Below are 16232 nucleotides of genomic sequence, written 5' to 3'. Positions count from 1 at the left end.
GTTGCCACAGCGCTCCTCGACCTCCGGTCTCATTCAACCCCGGACCGCACGGCACTCACAGTGACCAGGCTGTCGCGGACAAGCCGCAGGATACATGACGCGTATTGAAGCGTTCCAAGTCTTTGCGTCCAGCCAGACATCAAGGGCGGATAGGAGCATCGAAGAGCAGCAGGTCACAGCGCAGCTCCGGCGTCCTCCGGCGCGACCCACGGCGAGCGCCCGCCGACCGAAACGTGACGGCCCCCAGGGAGTGTGTGAGTCTCCTCCGCCGACCTGATTAAAACGCATCAATCGCCGGTCCCAGGACATCGCGATCGCCCCCTGCGATTGCTGAACAACTCAGACCACGAGCCGCTGCACATCCGTCAGGCCGCGCTCTCCGGTGCGGTGTTCCGCCGGCAGGATGTAGGTGCGCAGGCCGCAGGCGGCCGCGCCACCGTCGCGGACCGGGTTGTCGCCGACCATGAGGGTGGCGCGGGGGTCCACGCCGAGGCCGGCGCAGGCTTTGAGGAACAGCTGTGGGTCGGGCTTCTCCCGGCCCTGCTCGTAGGAGATCACGCAGGTGTCGATCAAGGCGTCCAGCCCGTGGTGGGCGAGGTGGGTGCGCAGGTCCCAGGCGAAGTCGCTGACGACGCCGATGCGCAGTCCGCGCTCGCGCAGGGAACGCAGGACCGGTTCGGTGTCGGGATAGGGAACCCAGGCGTCCGGAGCGGTGAGCTCCCGGTAGGCCGCCTCCTCTGCGCCGCGCAGGAAGTCCACCTGCGCCCACCATCCCCACATGGCGCGGCGGTGCTGTGCGGAAGAGAGATCTCGGCCTTCCTGGAGGGCTACGACGGAGGGCAGCCGGAAGGCGGCGCGCAACTGGTCGGAGATTTCGGCCACTGCGCCGGGCTCGTCCAGCACGGCGAGGCGGCCGGTGGCGGAGCCGACCCGGCGCAGCCACGTCTCCAGGTCGATCATCTGGAAGAGGGTGTTGCTGAAGTCGAACAGGACGGCCTGGACCGGGGGCACCGGCGCGGCCATCTCCGCGTCGCTGGGGCGGTAGGCGCTCGGGGTTTCGAACAGGGTGTGGATCACAGGGAAGGCTCTTCGGGTTCGACCGTCTCGACGGGGATTCCGAGGTCGCGTATGGCCGCGAGTTCCGCGTCGGGGGTGCTGGTGTCGGTGATGACGGTGTGGTACTCGGCCACGGAGCCGTACTCGTACGTGGCGGTCTTGCCGAACTTCGAGTGGTCCACCAGGAGCAGCGCCTGTTCGGCGGAGGCGAGCATGGCCAGCTTCACCTCGACGTAGTCGTTCAAAGGGTGGAAGAGGCGTCCGTCCAGGACGGCGGTGGCTGACATCAAGGCGAGGTCGGCCCGGATTCGCGACAGGGCGCGGGTGACGGTGGGGCCGGTACAGGAGTTGAAGTCGCCGCGGTAGTGGCCGCCCAGCAGGGTTACGTTCACCCCGGGGGCGGTGGACCCGAGGCGTTGCGCGAGGCCGACCGAGTTGGTGACGACGTGCAGCTGATCCACCTCGGCCAGCGCCGGGACCAGGGGGAACAGGGTGGTCGAGTCCTCCATGAGCACCGTGCTGCCCGGTCTGATCCGGTCGGCGACGGCCGCGCAGAGCGCGTTCTTGGCCGCGAGGGCGCTGTTCTCGCGGAAGCGGGTGGCCGTCTCCATGGTGAGGGCGGGGAAGGCGACGGCCCGCCCGCGCTCCTTGCGCAGCAGGTGCCGCCCGGTGAGGTCGTCCAGGTCCCGGTGCATCGTCATCAGGCTGACGTCGAAGTGCCGGGCGAGGTCGTCGATGCGGGTCTCGCCGTGGTCGGCGACGTACCGCAGCACGGCCTGGCGCCGTTCCTCGACGGCCGCCTGGGACAGTCGCGTACGGGCGGTCACGGCGCCCCTCCTTCCCGCTCGCTCCGGTATCGCAGTTTCCCACACGGACCGGTGCGGGCCGGGGCCCGTCCGGCTCGCGGGCCTCGGGCCGCCTGTGCGGCGGCCGCCGCGTACGACGTGCGTATCCGCGTCCATGTCCACGTCCCTGCCTGCGTGGCCGTGGGCTACGGTCCGTCCACCGTGACCAGCACCTTGACCTGCTCGGGGTCGACGGATGCGGCGAACGCCTTGGCGGCGTCCTGGAGCGGGTAGGTGGCGGTGACGATCTCGGCGGTGTCGATGGCGCCGGAAGAGATCAGGGACATCGCGGTGCGGTAGTCGTCGCCGGTGTACATCAGGGTGCCCTCGATGCGGATTTCCCGGTCCTGGACGAGGTCGAGGCGAACGGGGGTGGTGCCGGCGGCTCCGACGCCGACGACGATGATCGTGCCGCCCTTGGTGACCAGGTCGGTGGCCTGGGCGATGGACTGTTCGCGCGCCACGCAGTCGAAGACCACGTCGGCCGGTCCGCCGAGCGCCGCGTGGGCCTGGCCAGCGAGGTCGGCGGCGTCGGCGGGCAGGGCCGTGTCGGCTCCGAGACGCAGGGCGCGGTCCCGCTTGCCCGGCAGCAGGTCGGTGACGGCGATCTTCGCGGCGCCGGCGTGCCGGGCGGCGGCGAGGACGAGCAGACCGATGGGCCCGGCGCCGAGCACGGCGACCGTGCGTCCGGTGAGGTCACCGGCCTTCGCGACGGCGTGCACCGGGGTGGCCAGGGGTTCGACGAGGGCGGCCTCGATGTCGGTCATGCCGTCGGGAACGCGGTGGACACGGTCGGCCGCGATGGTGAACAGATCGGCCATGGCGCCGGGTGTCTGGCAGCCGAAGACCTTCAGTTCCTGGCAGATGTTGTAGCGGCCGGAGCGGCACTGGGGGCAGCGGCCGCAGTACAGGTTGGGCTCGATGATCACCCGGTCGCCGGGCGCGAAGTCCTCGGCTCCCTTGCCTGCCGCGGCGACTACACCGACTGCCTCATGGCCGGGGCGGTAGGGCAGGTCGATGAAGGGGTGGTGGCCGGCCGCCGCATGGGTGTCGGAGCCGCACACGCCGACGACGGTGGTGCGCAGCAGTAGTTCGTCGTCTCCGGGGACGGGGGCGGGCACCTCCTCGAGGGTGATGTCGTCGAGGGAGCGGACGAGAACGCGGCGGATCTGCTCGGTCATGTGGGGGTTCCGTTCGGTTCGGGCGTTCACGCGGTGGCGAGGCCGGGCTGGATGTGGATCTTGCGGCCGATGCCTGCCTGGAAGCGGGCGACGGCGTCCGGGAACGCCGCCAGCGGGAGGCGGTCACTGATGAAGACGCGCGGGTCGATGACACCGGTGGCGAAGAGGTCCGCGGCGCGTTCGAAGCTGTGCAGGACGGCCATGGAGCCGGTGATCGTGATCTCCTGGTTGTAGATCTTGTACGGCTCGATGGTGGCCCGGGCGGCGTAGTCGGCGACCCCGAACTGCAGGTACGTGCCGCCTTTGCCCACCCGGCCGAGGGCGTCCTGGATGGCTTTCGCGTTGCCGGTGGCGTCGACGACCAGATCCCAGCCGTAGGGCGGCCGGTCGAGCTCGTCGGCGGACGCGGCACCGGCGGAGCAGCCCAACTGCCATGCCGCGGCCAGGCGTTCGGTGTTGATGTCGACGACGTCGACGCTCGCGGCGCCGGTGGCCTTGGCGAGCTGGAGCATCATCAGGCCCATGGTTCCGGCGCCGTAGACGAGCACGCGGGAGGCGAGGCGGCTGCGCAGGACGTCGTAGCCGCGCACCGCGCAGGACAGCGGCTCGATCAGGGCCGCGTCCTGGGCGTCCACGTGATCGGGCAGTCGTACGCAGTTGGCGACGGGCGCCACGGCGTACTCGGCGGCGGCACCCGGGTGGGTGACGCCGATGGCGGCCCAGCGTTCGCAGAGGTTGTTGTGGCCGAGGCGGCAGTAGTGGCACTCGAAGCAGTACAGCGACGGGTCCACGGCGACCTGGTCGCCGAGCGAGAGTTCGGTGACCTCGCTGCCGAGGGCCACGACCTCCCCGGCGAACTCGTGGCCGGGGATGATGGGCAGCTTCGGGGCGAACTCCCCCTGGAGGATGTGCAGGTCGGTGCCGCACAGCCCGGTCGCCGCGACCTCGACGACGACCTCGCGGGGGCCGGGAGCGGGGTCCTCCACGGTGGCGAGTTCTACGCTGCCGGGCTGCGTGATGACGGCTGCCTTCACTTGACGGCTCCCAGGGAGAGGCCGCGGACCAGTTTGTCCTGGGCGGCGAAACCGGCGATGAGGACCGGCAGCGACACCAGGGTGGCCGCCGCGCACAGACGGGCCAGGAACAGGCCCTCGTTGGTGATGAAGCCGACCAGGAACACCGGCGCGGTGGACGCCTGCGTGGCGGTGAGGTTCACGGCGAACATGAACTCGTTCCAGCTGAAGATGAAGCAGATCAGCGAGGTGGCAGCGAGTCCGGGCATGGCGACCGGCGCGACGACCCGCCACAGCACGGTGAGCAGGCCCGCGCCGTCGACCTCGGCCGCCTCCAGGATCTCCTTGGGGACCTCGGCAAGGAAGGAGCGCATCATCCATACCGCGATCGGCAGGTTCATGGCGGTGTAGAGGATGACCAGCGTCCACACGTTGTCCAGCATCCCGGCGTCCTTGACGATCAGGTACACCGGCAGCAGGGCGGCGATGGCGGGGAGGAACTTGGTGGACAGGAAGAAGAACATCACATCGGTCCACTTCTCGACCGGCTTGATGGACAGCGCGTAGGCCGCCGGCACCGCCAGGGCGAGCACCAGCAGCGTCGAAAGAACACTGGCCATGACCGAGTTGAGAAGGAACGGGGTGATGTCCCGGCTGAACAGCAGCTCGTACTGGTCGAAGGTGAGCGGCGCGAACGGGGTCGGCGGGTTGGTCGCCGCGTCCGCCTCCTGGTGGAAGGAGGTGAGCACCATCCAGGCCACGGGCGCGAAGAACGCCAGCGTGGCGAGCCAGGCGACGAACGTCCACAGCGGCGACAGCTTGGGCGCACCACCATGGTCGTCCTTACGGCGCAGGAGCTTCTTGAACCTCGCCCCGGGCGCGGCGACTGCTGCATGGGTCACCGGGAAACCTCCTCGCGGAACAGCGACGCGATGGTGCGCAGCGCGAAGGTCGCGACGACGAACGCGCCGAGGACGACGACGACACCGGCGGCGGCTGCCTCGCCGTACTCGTACTTGCGGAACATGGTCAGGTAGATCTCGTAGGGCAGGTTGGTGGTCTGGGAGCCGGGGCCGCCCTGGGTGATGGTGAAGACCGCATCGAAGGTCTGCACGACGTAGATCGTGCCGAGCAGGACGCCCAGCTCGATGTACTGGCGCAGGTGCGGCAGCGTGATGTGGCGGAAGGTCTGCAGCGCGGAGGCGCCGTCCATGCGGGCCGCCTCCAGGACGTCACCGGGCTGCGCCTGAAGGCCAGCCAGGAGGATCAGCATCATGAACGGGGTCCACTGCCAGACCAGCGACACCACGACGGCGGGCATCGGGTAGGAGGAGATCCAGTCGACCGTGGGGCCGTTGTCCGCGCCGAACAACCGGTAGACGGCGTTGAGGGTGCCGTTGAGCAGTCCGTAGTCGGGGTTGTAGATGGCGTGCTTCCACAGCAGCGCCGCCGCGACCGGCATGACCAGGAACGGGGCGATGAGCAGCGTGCGCGCCAGCCCGCGGCCGGCGAACCGCCGGTCGAGGAGCATCGCCAGACCGAGGCCGAGGATCACACTGATGATCACCACAGACGCGGTGAGCACGATGGTGTTGAGCACGGCCGTGCGCAGCCGCTCGTCGGTGAAGACGAACGAGAAGTTGGACAGACCGACGAAGTGCCTCTCGCCCGGCCTGAGGATGTTCCACTGGAACGTGGAGATGATCAACGTGGCCACGAAGGGCAGCTGCGTGACGACGATGGTGAAGATCAGCGCGGGCAGCAGCGGGATGCGGCGCTTCCACTTGGCCGCCGCGCCCGAGGACTTCCGGGTACGGACGGGTGGGGGTGGTGTCTTGGGGGGTGCGGTGAGCGTGGTCATGAATGGTTCCTCTGCCGGTGAAGGCCGGGGTTGGGGAAGCGGCGCCCGGCCGACTCAGAGGCCGACCGGGCGCTGAAGGTCACTTCTGGTAGTTCTTGGCGACGTCCTCGGCCAGCTTCTGACCGTCGTTCAGTGCCTTGTCCACGCTGGTCTTGCCGGCGATCGCGGCGGAGATCTCCTGCGTCACCTTGGTGCCCAGGTCCTGGAACTCGGGGATGGCCACGTACTGGATGCCCACGGTCGGCCTGGGCTGGACGCCCGGGTTGGCCGGGTCGGCGCCCTCGATGGACTTCAGGGTGATGTCACCGAAGGACGCGGCGGCCTTCTTGTACTCCGGGATCTCGTACGTGCTGGCCCGCTTGCCGGCCGGGACACGCGCCCAGCCCAGCTTCTCGCCGACGAGGTTCTCGTACTCCTTGCTGGAGGCCCACAGCATGAACTGCGAGGCGGCGTCGGCGTTCTTCGTGGTCTTCGGCATGGCCCACGACCAGGCCCACAGCCAGCCGCTGCTGTCCGTCTTGACGGTCGGTGCGTAGGCGTAGCCGACGTTGCCTGCGATCTTGCTGGAGGCGGGGTCCTCCAGCGACCCGGCCGCGCTGGTCGCGTCGTACCACATGGCGACCTTCTTCTGGCTCAGCGCGTTCAGGCACTCGGTGAACCCGGCCTGCGGGGCGCCCGCCTCACCGTGCTCGCGGACCAGGGCGACGTAGAACTTCGTGGCCTCCTTGAAGCCGCCGCTGTTGACCTGGGCCTTCCAGTCCTTGGTGAACCAGGTGCCGCCGAAGGTGTTGACCATGGACGTCAGCGGGGCACCCAGCTCGCCCCAGCCGGCCAGACCACGCAGGCAGATGCCCTTCATACCGGGCTCGGCGCCGTCGACCTTGGCCGCGATGTCGGCGATCTGCTGCCAGGTCGGCCGTTCGGGCACCGTGATGCCCTTCGCCTTCATGACGTCCTTGTTGTACATGAGCATCGAGGACTCGCCGTAGAACGGCAGGGCGTAGAGCTTGCCGTCCGAGCCGGTGAGCGACTGGACCATCGGCTTGAGCAGGTCGGCCTTGTCGAAACCCTTGTCCTTGTCGGCGTAGGAGCCCAGGTCGTGCAGCCAGCCGTTCTTCTCCCAGATGGGCACCTCGTAGGCGCCGATGGTGGCGACGTCGTACTGGCCGGCCTGGGTGGCGATGTCCTGGGTGACTTTGTCGCGCAGCTCGTTCTCGGGAAGGATCGTGAAGTTGACCTTGATCCCGGTGTCCTTGGTGAAGTTGTCCTTGGTCAGCTTCGCGATGTCCTCCATCTGCGGGTTGCCGACCATCAGGACGTTGATGCTCTTCCCTCCGCCCGAGGACCCGCCCGCTCCGGCTCCGGAACAGGCTGTGGCGAGCAGGGCGGTGGCGGCGGCGCCGGCTATGAGGGCGTATCTGGTCGATGCCATGTGACGGGGGGACCTCTCGTGCGGGTTCGCCGGGACCTCGACTGAGGCGCGGCGGGTCGAGCAGGGGTGTGGATGCGTCCCTGGGGAGTCGGGCGCGTTTCGATGGCCGAATTATTAGCAGGAGACTGCGCCGTTGTTAACACATCTTGCGAGAAATTCTCTTCAGACTTATCGTCAAGCGGTCTCTGAGGGGTTGGGGGACTCCGCCGGACAGCCCAGCCCAAGCCCTCGACCTTGCCGCCGCCGTCCCCGAGGAACCCACATGAGCGCCGGACCGGAACCCGCAGACCAGCCTGCCGTCGTCATCGCCGGAGGCGCGCTGGTGGACCTCACCCCGCCCGCACGGCCGATGGTGCCGCGGCCTCCGGCCGCGCCCGGGCGGCTCCTGCCTCAACGTCGCCGCCGGTCTCGGCCGACTCCGAGTCCCCACGGCACTGCTCGCGCGCATCTCCGACGACCACTTCGGCGATCTCCTGCGCGCGCACCTCGCGGCATCCGGCACCCGGCTCACCCAGGCGCTGCCTGCGTCCGACCCCACCACTCTCGCCGCCGTGCATCTGCGCGAGGACGGGTCGGCCGCCTACTCCTTCCAAGCGGACGGCACCGCTGACCGCGGCCTGCGCCCCGAACACCTCGCTGCTCTTCCGGACGGCGGCGCGCTGCCCGCGGGGACGGCTCTGCACCTCGGGTCGCTGGGTCTGCTGCTCGAACCCCTGGCCTCCACGCTCGACGGACTGATTCGCCGGGAGCGGGCCGGCGGCTGGTGTCCCTCGATCCGAACGTGCGGCCGGGCCTGGTAACCGACCGCGCCGCCTGTCTCCGGCGGTTCGCCGAGTGGGTGGCGCTCGCCGACGTGGTGAAGGCGAGCGACGAGGACCTGGCCTGGCTCTACCCCGGTGAGTCGTACGAGGCGGTGGCCGAACGCTGGCTCGCGTCCGGGGCGGGACTCGTCCTGATCACGTTCGGCTCCCGGGGTGTCTGGGTCGTCGGCCGCGATGCCAGCGTGCATGTGCCCGCTCCGGTGGTCGAGGTCGTCGACACGGTGGGAGCGGGCGACGCCTTCACCGCCGGGGTACTCGCCCACCTGCACCACGCCGGCCGGCTCAGCCGCGAAGGCGTCGACGCTCTCGGGGCCGGTGACCTCGCCCGGCTGCTGTCCTACGCCGTGGAGATCGCTGCCGGCACCTGCATCCGCGCGGGCGCCCAGCCGCCGTACCGCTACGAAGGCGAGCCGACCCCCGTGTAACGGCACCGGCGGTCCCTGAATGCCTGTCGATCCCTCATGTCGCCGGCGCGTCCGGCCTCACTCCGGAGCCTCGGGCACGTCCAGGCGGGCCCAGACCGGTCCGAGAGCCTCCAGCGCCTCCCGGTACACCGCATACGCCTCGTCGAGTACGGCGACCCGGTCGGGGCGGGGTTCGTGGCGTCTGAGTACGGCGGGGGTGGCGCGCGGATCGGTCACGTCGTCGAGCAGTCCGACGGCGGTGGCGGCGAGCAGGGCCGCTCCCCGGGCGGCGCTCTCCTGCACGTCGGTCACCACGACGGGCCGCCGTAGAGCGTCGGCGAACATCTGGCTCCATACCGCGCTGTGTGCGGCACCTCCGGTCAGCCGGGCCGCCGACCCGGCGATCGGCAGCTTCGAGGAGAGCGCGTCGGCGTGCCAGCGGTGATTGAGGACCACGCCTTCCATCAGGGCCCGCAGCAGGTGGCCGCGGGCGTGCCAGCCGCGAAGGCCGAGGAACGTCCCGGACGCGGGATGCGGGTGCGGGGAGCCGTAGACGAACGGGTGGAACAGCACCTCCGACGGGCCGTCCAGGCATGCCTCGACCTCTCGGCCGATCGCCTCGTGGACGCCGTACCGCTGGTCGGTCGGTGCGCCCGTGACCCGCAGGAACCACTCCAGGTTCGCCACCGAAGCGGGTGAGGTGGACATGGTCATCCACTGGCCCGGGCGGACGAAGTGACGGACCTGCCAGCGCGGATCGACGACCGGGCGCTCGCTGACCACCTGGTTGATGCTGAACGACCCGGCGATCAGGCACAGTTCGCCCGGCGTCGTGCCGCCGATCCCGAGCGCGGCGGCGTCGACGTCGTGGGCGCCCGTGACGACAGGCGTGCCGGCCGTGAGCCCGGTGAGCGCCGCGGCCTCCCGGGTGACGGTTCCGCTCACCGCATCGCAGGCCAGCACGGGCGGCAGCAGGCCGGCGAGCGCGCCGAGGCCGTACAGGTCGAGCAGCTCCGGCGAGTAGCCGCCCCGATGCATGTCGGTGAACGAGGCACTGGCGTCCGTCGGATCGGTGGCCACCGCGCCCGTCAGTCTCAGGCGCAGCCAGTCCTTGCAGGACAACAGCCAACGGGCCTGCCGGAGCACCCCGGGCTCGTAGCGGGCGAGCCAGGCCAGCAGGGCGGCCGGGGAACCAGCGAACGGCACAGTGCCCGACAACTCCAGGGCACGCGACCAGACCGGAGTGCCCCGCCACTCCTCCAGCACCGGTTCTGCGCGCGTGTCCATCGCCACGATCCCGGCCCGTACCGGCCGGCCCCGCCCATCGACGGCGTACAGGCCGTCGCCGTGCCCGGCCAGTCCCACCGCGGCGACGGCTCGCCCCGTGTCCGGACCGGCCTCGGCGAGACAAGCGGCGATGGCCTGGTGCGCCGTTCGCCACACCTCGTCCATGTCCCGCTCAACCCAGTGAGGCCGAGGGGTCTTCAGCGGCAGTGTGCCACTGCCCGACGCCACCGCACGGCCGGTGGCGTCGAACAGCACGGCCTTGGTCACGGTGTGTCCCGCGTCGACACCGAGCACCAGTTCACGCACCACAGCTCACACCCGCCCCAGGCCGCGGGCGTTGTTCGCCGCGGCGAACCGGCCGGTCGCCGCGAAGTCGGCGACGAGCCGCGCCAAACTCAGCATCGTGGTCGCACTGGAGCCCCTTGGTTCCCGATCAGTCAACGCCGCGCCCCCGTCCGAAGCGCGGGCCGCACACCTCTGCCAGGGCGTCGACATACCCGGCAGGGAAGCGTCGATCACCGATGACTGGAACGCACACTGCGGTCTCCTCGCGTGCCGAAGCCACCATCCACCGGGCCGATCGTCCCACGGAGCCGGTCGGCGCGCCCTGACCGTCATCTGGTCGACCGCGTTGACTCTCCCTCCGGTGCGCGGTCGGCGGCGGGTGCGGCCCGCTCCGGTGCCCTGCGAACCGGCACACCGCGTCATTCCGAAGAAACGCGAAACTCGAATTCGGGACGGTCCCACGGCATGGCAGGCGGGTTCGCGAGCGAGGTCCCGATCCGCACTGCACCGACGCGGTGGTAGAAGCCCTCGGCGGGACGATGCGACACGACCTTGACACGGTCGAGCCCGGCGGCACGGGCCTCGGACTGCATGTGCGCGACGAGCAGCCGTCCAATACCCAGTCCTTGCGCTTCGTCGGCGACGAACAGCAGGTCGAGCTCCGGTGGAGCGAGGACGAGCGAGTAGAACCCGAGGACCCGGCCTCCATGCTCGTCGGCGCCGACGGCCACAAAGGCGCGGTGGGCCTCGATGTAATCAGGACCGACCCGGTAGCCCGCGACTGCGGCTGCGTACTTACCCTCGTAGGCGCCTGAGCCACGCACGAGCCGCGTGAGCCGCTTGGCATCCCGCGCAACGGCCCTCCGTATCGTGATCGGCTGGCTGATCGGGGAAGTGCGTGAACTCATCGGGAGAGTATTTCGCACCGGGGCGTGCCGTCGTGCGGGTCGGTTGCTCGGGCAGGATTCCTGCACCGCTCCCGGGAACCCGCCTGCCCAGGCCCCGATCGGCCAAGTCACTGCCGCCGCATCGGCCGCACGCCGGCAGCAACTGGGACGCCCGAACCGCTGCGGAGGAGCCGGAGAACGGGGTGGTCAACCGCTGCTTCCCCTGGCCTGCCGCAGCGAGGGTCAGCCTGTACAGGACGACTTCAGGCTGGCCTCGTGAGCCACATCAGGAGACGCTGGGTTTTGCGTCAGCAACGGATGTGTCCTGGTTGATCGCACCAAGTCCCTGGGTTGTGTGTTGTGCATCGGCCGTGTAACGCGTGCCGTCGCTGTGTCCTTGCTTCGGGTGGCTCCCAAGAGGGCAACCGAGTGCAACGGCGCCCGCGCCGGCGTTGTAACCCACCTGTTCGGAAGCCCCGCCAGGCCGCACCCGCGGGGCTTCTCGTCGCACGCCGCTCTCACACTGCCCCTATGACGGGGGTTGCGACTGCACAGGTCTGACCAGGTGGAAGACCTCCCTGGCCACGTAGCGCTTGAGGCTTCGGACTATCTCGCGCCGGGTTTTGCCCTCCTTGCTGCGGCGTTCGTAGTAGTCCTGGGTACGAGGGTCAACGCGCAGGCGGGTCTGCACGACCCGGTGCAGGGCCGCGTTCGCTTGCCGGTCGCCGCCCCGGTTCAGGCGACGGTACTGCCGACTGCCCGAGGAACGCTCGACTGGGCTGACACCGCACAGCGCCGCAAAGGACGCCTCCCTGCCCAGGCGTTCCGGATTGTCCCCGATCGTGATCAGCAAAGTGACGGCGGTGTCCGGACCGATGCCCACCACCTCGATCAGCTGCGGAGCGTGGCGCTCCACCAGCCGGGTCAGGCGGCCTTCCAGCTCCCGGGCCTCTTCGCTGAGCTGCCTGATGCGCCGGGCCAACAGACACAGGGTGATGTGCGTAGCGTGGAGCACCGCCCCTTCGTCGGCCTCGTCGTTCAGGCTGTCGTCGACGAGCCCTGCACAGGTACGCAAGAACTCTGCGTTGCCCAGCCCGGCCAGTTCCTCCCTCAGCTGCGGATCGGCACGGATGAGGACGGCCTTGAGCTGGTTGATCGCCTGGGTGCGGGCCTTGACCGCCGAGTCCTTGGCCAGCTTGTACATCCGGGCGATCTCCACTGGCCCATCGCCCGCCTTGGCCTGGGCGCGCGCCCGCCCGCTCAGCACCGCCCGGGCCGCGTTCTCGGCATCAAGCGGGTCCGACTTGCCGCGCCGACGGCGGTCGGCCCGGTCGAACCGATTCACATCGAAAACGTCCACGCCCTGGGCCAGCAGGTAGCGGGACAGGGCCGCCCCGAAGGAACCGGTCCCTTCCACTCCGGCCCGGCGCACCGTACCCGACGCCCTGGCCCACCCCAACAGGTCTCGGTATCCAGCCGCGGTGGCCGGGAACTCCTCGGTGCCGATCACTTCCCCCACCAGGGAGAGCACAGCGGCCACATGGGCATCCCGGTGCGTGTCCACTCCCAGGACCACCTCCCCCGCCGGCCGGCGCCGACGAGAACGCGAAGCGGAGGGTGTGCCGATCACGCTCGTTCCCTTTCAGGCCGACGGCTTATCGCTAGCCAGCACAGGGCCGTGCGGACGGTCAGAATCGTGAAGACGCCTTTCCGGCAAGCCCCTATCGAGACACGCCCGGTCAGCCCGAGACCAGCAACGCACCGTCCCCGGCCGGTGGTCGACACAGTGTGATCAGGACACCCCGGTCAGACATCTCAGGAGTCAGACCCCCGCCGCAGAACAGCACCTGCCTACCGTTCTCCGTCTAACCGGCTTCCAGCCACGTCAGCCCGCTCGTTCGAGCGAATTGACTCGAACCGCCCGTCGCCGACGAACAGAACTGGCACCATGCCGCCGTCGTACGTCACTTCGAGTCGAAGGCGGGCCATTGGAACGGCGGGTCAATGAGCGGCAGTTCTCGGTGTTGCAGTGGGTGGGGGCCGGGTGCCCTGCCGGCGTATGGGAGACGAGCTCCTACAAGACCACCTGTCAGGCACTGCACAGCCGGGGCCTGGTGACGGTCTCCCGGAAGGGCAGGCAGTGGAGCGTCGCCCTGACGAGTGCAGGCCAGCACTACCTGGCGCACGGCACGTACCCTCCCCGCGGGTCACGCCCGCGGAGGACTCAGGCCGCCGCCCCACGACCCCAGGTCACCCGAGCACAGGCAACTCCGGCCGCCGGGCGGAAGCCACGCCCTCCCTCACAGCCTCGTGTGACGTTCACGGAGCAGCTATTACAGGAGCTCGCGGAGGCCGGCGGCAGGATCGTCAAGAGCGGCAGCGGTCCCGACTTGGAGAAGTGGCCGTCCCGCGTCGCCGCCGCACGCAGATCCGGAAGGATTCCGGAGACGAAGGAGCTGTACGGAAGCTGGTGCCGTGACGGGTACGAGATCAAACTCGTGGACATCCCCGCCTGGCGCCTTGCCGTCCTCGACCCCGTCCCCGTGCCCTCGCGGCTCACTCGGCCGCACACCGTTATCCGGGCCATGCAGAACGAGCGCCAGCCGCTCGGCCTGACCAAGCCCGTCCAAATACGCGCTCTCCGACTCATCCAGGCACTGATCACCGCTGCCGAGGCCGACGGACACACCTGCTCGGCCGGCCAAACCGGCCTCGCACCCCCACCTCATCGCCGCCGCAGGGCAAATCCCCACTTCACCATCACCGCACAGGGCCAGACCGTGGGGTTTCTCGTCCTCCAGGAGCAGGACCGGACCGAGCACGTCGCCACCGAGAAGGAACTCGCCGACGCCAAGAAGAACTCCTGGGTAAGGATCCCTCGCTTCGACTACGCCCCATCCGAACGCCTCCGCATCATCCTCAGCGGCGGCCAGCCACACCGGGCGAGCGAATGGGCCGACGCTCCCGGCCACGCCCTCGAAGAGCAGCTCGCCGAGATCGCACAGGAGGTCACGCTTCGCGGCGAAGCCGCCGAACGCAGACGCCAGGACGAGGCCGAAGCGGCACGCCAGAAGCGCATCCGCTGGGAAGCCGCCATGGAACAAGCCCGCATCCGGTACGCGGAGGCGTACCGCGTCCGGCACCTAGTGCTGTGACCGTCTAGGTTCGCCGGGTTGGCGGTTGGGGCGGTTTGATGGGCGGTGACGTCTGTTCCGACCGTTGGAGGTGTGGTGGCCGAGCCTGTGCGGGTGCGCAGACTGACCGATCAGGAGGGGCAGAAGCTGCAGCAGATCGTGCACCGTGGCAGTACCAGCTCGGTGCGCTACCGGCGGGCGATGATGCTGCTGGCGTCCGCCGGCGGCAACCGCGTCCCGGTGATCGCGAAGCTGGTGCAGGCCGATGAGGACACCGTCCGGGACGTGATCCACCGGTTCAACGAGATCGGCCTGGCCTGCCTGGACCCTCAGTGGGCGGGAGGCCATCCCCGCCTACTCACCCCTGACGACGAGGACTCCGTCGTCCAGACGGCCACCACCCGCCCGACCAAGCTCGGCCAGCCCTTCACCCATTGGTCGATCCGCAAGCTCGCCGCCTACCTGCGCCGCGTCCGCGGACGCATCATCCGCATCGGCCGCGAAGCCTTACGGTGCCTGCTCCTCCGCCGCGGCATCACCTTCCAGCGCACCAAGACCTGGAAGGAGTCCCCCGATCGCGACGCCAAGCTCGACCGGATCGAGCAGGTGCTGGAACGCTTCCCGGACCGGGTCTTCGCCTTCGACGAGTTCGGGCCCCTGGGGATCCGGCCGACCGCAGGTTCTTGCTGGGCGAAGCAGGGCAAACCCGGCATACGCAGCGAGAAAGGCATCCGCTGGGGCGGAGGCCCCCTCACACCAGCAGCCTGACCAACCCCGTGACGCGGCAGGCGCGGCAAGCCGTCTCTCAGCCTTCCCGAGGTTCGACTGGGCCAGCTGCCCGGGCGCCTGAATCCTTGCGTGCCGAGAGCAGGAGCAGGACCGCAGCGGCGGCGGTGAAGCCGAAGCCGACGTTCATGCAGACCATGACCGTCTCGAATGAGGCGTCGGCGATCCGGGGGATGCCGTTGACGAGCATGAGGGCGTAGATGCACAGAATGCCGTAGGCGCGAAGCCGCATCCCGGCCTGTCGCTTGCGCATCCACGGCGGTGTCCACCCCGCCAGAATCGCCACCGGCACCGGCAGCATGAGCGCCGTGGACACTGCCAGCGCTATCCAGTGGTACAGCGGATTGCCGTTCACCCCGCCCCCCTCGTATGCGATCACCACCCTACGGAGGGTTGGCGAGGCCCGTCCACGCCGAACACCGCGAGCTTCCGGCGAACCTATCCGGTCAGAGCACTAGAAGCTCAGGAAGCGGCATGGCGCCACGCCACCCGACTGACCCAATACGTGAGCGCCGTACGCACGCGAGTCGAGGCCACGCCTCCGGGCCAGGCCAGAACCAAAGCCGAGGAATGGATCAGCTGGGCAGCGGCCACCGTTGAGCGCCTCGACCCATTGAACACACCGCCCCGGCTGCCCGACATTCCCAAGCCACGAGCCGACGACCTGAAACCCTTCCTCGGGCACTGGAGCCCTTACGGCCCCACCTACTGAACGCCCGCACCGCACAGTGTGCGCACACACAACCGCAGTTCAGGAGCTCTTCGCGACCGGTTCAATCGCGGCACACCGACGTGGTGGGTCATAGGAAAGGTGTCGGCCTGGACGCAGGCAGGAAAGCAGCAGCGCCTCTGACCAGCAAGAATGAGCATTGTCGAGGTCCTTGGTCCTGCCACCGCGGGAGGCACTTCGCAGGTGAAGAAACGTATCGGTCCTACCCGCGTGTCCTCGTCGAGGGTGGTGGCCTCGCAGGAGGGAGGCGTCCCGCTGGTCGAGACGGGCAATAAGACCGGGCTGGACCAGGCGATATCGGTGGCTCAGGCGCCGTGGTACAAGTCGCGAGCAGTGCACGATCCGGGGAAGAGCTGCTGGACGTGGCCTTGACGGTCGCGCTCGGTGGGGACTGCCTGGCCGATGTAGCCTGCCGCGGGCCGAGCCGGCCGTGTTCGGGTCGGTGGCATCCGACCCCACCGTCCCCCGGCTCATCGAAGTCCTCGCCGCAGCCGGGCCGAACGCGCTCAC

Annotated in this window: 14 protein-coding genes and 2 pseudogenes; 5 read left to right on the top strand and 11 right to left on the bottom strand. The window is 69.4% G+C overall.

What is annotated here, in order from left to right:
* Nucleotides 1-339: 339 nt before the first annotated feature.
* The 7 genes from ABT063_RS48915 to ABT063_RS48885 all read right to left on the bottom strand — a co-directional run bounded on the left by ABT063_RS48915 (nt 340) and on the right by ABT063_RS48885 (nt 7388).
* A complete protein-coding gene (locus tag ABT063_RS48915; protein WP_351068182.1) occupies nt 340-1077 on the bottom strand; it encodes an HAD family hydrolase in 738 nt (245 codons plus the stop codon).
* The gene (locus ABT063_RS48910) at nt 1074-1883 is read right to left on the bottom strand and encodes a DeoR/GlpR family DNA-binding transcription regulator (RefSeq protein WP_351068179.1); all 810 of its coding nucleotides are present in this window, start codon (nt 1881-1883) and stop codon (nt 1074-1076) included. The genes ABT063_RS48915 and ABT063_RS48910 overlap by 4 nt, the downstream gene beginning before the upstream one ends.
* A 164-nt stretch (nt 1884-2047) precedes the next feature.
* Nucleotides 2048-3082 carry a zinc-dependent alcohol dehydrogenase gene (locus ABT063_RS48905; protein ID WP_351068176.1) on the bottom strand — a complete coding sequence of 345 codons (1035 nt, stop codon included), beginning with the start codon at nt 3080-3082 and terminating at the stop codon, nt 2048-2050.
* A 26-nt stretch (nt 3083-3108) separates the two neighbouring features.
* Nucleotides 3109-4116 (bottom strand): zinc-dependent alcohol dehydrogenase family protein, encoded by a 1008-nt coding sequence (locus ABT063_RS48900; RefSeq protein ID WP_351068173.1) that lies wholly within the window; start codon nt 4114-4116, stop codon nt 3109-3111.
* Nucleotides 4113-4949, bottom strand: coding sequence for a carbohydrate ABC transporter permease (locus tag ABT063_RS48895; RefSeq protein ID WP_502991039.1), 837 nt, complete (start codon nt 4947-4949; stop codon nt 4113-4115). The genes ABT063_RS48900 and ABT063_RS48895 overlap by 4 nt, the downstream gene beginning before the upstream one ends.
* A 44-nt stretch (nt 4950-4993) precedes the next feature.
* Entirely contained in the window at nt 4994-5956 is a 963-nt protein-coding gene (locus tag ABT063_RS48890) for a carbohydrate ABC transporter permease (RefSeq protein ID WP_351068171.1), read from the bottom strand.
* Nucleotides 5957-6035: 79 nt separating this feature from the next.
* A complete protein-coding gene (locus tag ABT063_RS48885) occupies nt 6036-7388 on the bottom strand; it encodes an ABC transporter substrate-binding protein (RefSeq protein WP_351068169.1) in 1353 nt (450 codons plus the stop codon).
* 293 nt (nt 7389-7681) lie between these two features.
* Between ABT063_RS48885 and ABT063_RS48880 the strand changes: the two genes are divergently transcribed.
* Both ABT063_RS48880 and ABT063_RS48875 read left to right on the top strand, forming a co-directional pair.
* The gene (locus ABT063_RS48880) at nt 7682-8188 is read left to right on the top strand and encodes a PfkB family carbohydrate kinase (RefSeq protein WP_351068207.1); all 507 of its coding nucleotides are present in this window, start codon (nt 7682-7684) and stop codon (nt 8186-8188) included.
* Nucleotides 8152-8634 carry a PfkB family carbohydrate kinase gene (locus ABT063_RS48875; protein WP_351068166.1) on the top strand — a complete coding sequence of 161 codons (483 nt, stop codon included), beginning with the start codon at nt 8152-8154 and terminating at the stop codon, nt 8632-8634. Before ABT063_RS48880 ends, ABT063_RS48875 begins: the two co-directional genes overlap by 37 nt.
* A gap of 57 nt (nt 8635-8691) precedes the next feature.
* Here ABT063_RS48875 and ABT063_RS48870 read toward each other — a convergent pair whose 3' ends face one another.
* The 3 genes from ABT063_RS48870 to ABT063_RS48860 all read right to left on the bottom strand — a co-directional run bounded on the left by ABT063_RS48870 (nt 8692) and on the right by ABT063_RS48860 (nt 12702).
* On the bottom strand, nt 8692-10209 hold the full coding sequence (locus tag ABT063_RS48870) for an FGGY-family carbohydrate kinase (protein WP_351068163.1): 1518 nt from the start codon (nt 10207-10209) through the stop codon (nt 8692-8694).
* A 395-nt stretch (nt 10210-10604) separates the two neighbouring features.
* Nucleotides 10605-11093 carry a GNAT family N-acetyltransferase gene (locus ABT063_RS48865; RefSeq protein WP_351068161.1) on the bottom strand — a complete coding sequence of 163 codons (489 nt, stop codon included), beginning with the start codon at nt 11091-11093 and terminating at the stop codon, nt 10605-10607.
* Nucleotides 11094-11601: 508 nt separating this feature from the next.
* Nucleotides 11602-12702, bottom strand: coding sequence for an IS110 family RNA-guided transposase (locus ABT063_RS48860; protein ID WP_502991038.1), 1101 nt, complete (start codon nt 12700-12702; stop codon nt 11602-11604).
* 682 nt (nt 12703-13384) lie between these two features.
* On the opposite strand from ABT063_RS48860, the gene ABT063_RS48855 reads away from it, so the two are divergent.
* The gene (locus ABT063_RS48855) at nt 13385-14227 is read left to right on the top strand and encodes a hypothetical protein (protein ID WP_351068155.1); all 843 of its coding nucleotides are present in this window, start codon (nt 13385-13387) and stop codon (nt 14225-14227) included.
* A gap of 75 nt (nt 14228-14302) precedes the next feature.
* Nucleotides 14303-14914, top strand: a pseudogene (locus ABT063_RS48850) (helix-turn-helix domain-containing protein); the annotation flags it as partial.
* Between the two features lie 97 nt (nt 14915-15011).
* Here ABT063_RS48850 and ABT063_RS48845 read toward each other — a convergent pair.
* On the bottom strand, nt 15012-15347 hold the full coding sequence (locus ABT063_RS48845) for a hypothetical protein (RefSeq protein ID WP_351068152.1): 336 nt from the start codon (nt 15345-15347) through the stop codon (nt 15012-15014).
* A gap of 558 nt (nt 15348-15905) precedes the next feature.
* Here ABT063_RS48845 and ABT063_RS48840 point away from each other — a divergent pair.
* Nucleotides 15906-16232 (top strand): annotated as a pseudogene (locus tag ABT063_RS48840) (IS1380 family transposase); the annotation flags it as partial.

The sequence above is a fragment of the Streptomyces sp. NPDC002838 genome, from assembly GCF_040295365.1.
GTDB lineage: Bacteria > Actinomycetota > Actinomycetes > Streptomycetales > Streptomycetaceae > Streptomyces.
The sequence above is the reverse complement of the archived record's forward strand: the minus strand, read 5'-3'. Positions and strand labels throughout refer to the sequence as shown.

Coding starts and splice junctions, on each gene's coding strand:
- ABT063_RS48905 (WP_351068176.1), bottom strand. CDS start 3,082: ATGACCGAGCAGATCCGCCGCGTTCTCGTCCGCTCCCTCGACGACATC.
- ABT063_RS48885 (WP_351068169.1), bottom strand. CDS start 7,388: ATGGCATCGACCAGATACGCCCTCATAGCCGGCGCCGCCGCCACCGCC.
- ABT063_RS48865 (WP_351068161.1), bottom strand. CDS start 11,093: ATGAGTTCACGCACTTCCCCGATCAGCCAGCCGATCACGATACGGAGG.
- ABT063_RS48890 (WP_351068171.1), bottom strand. CDS start 5,956: ATGACCACGCTCACCGCACCCCCCAAGACACCACCCCCACCCGTCCGT.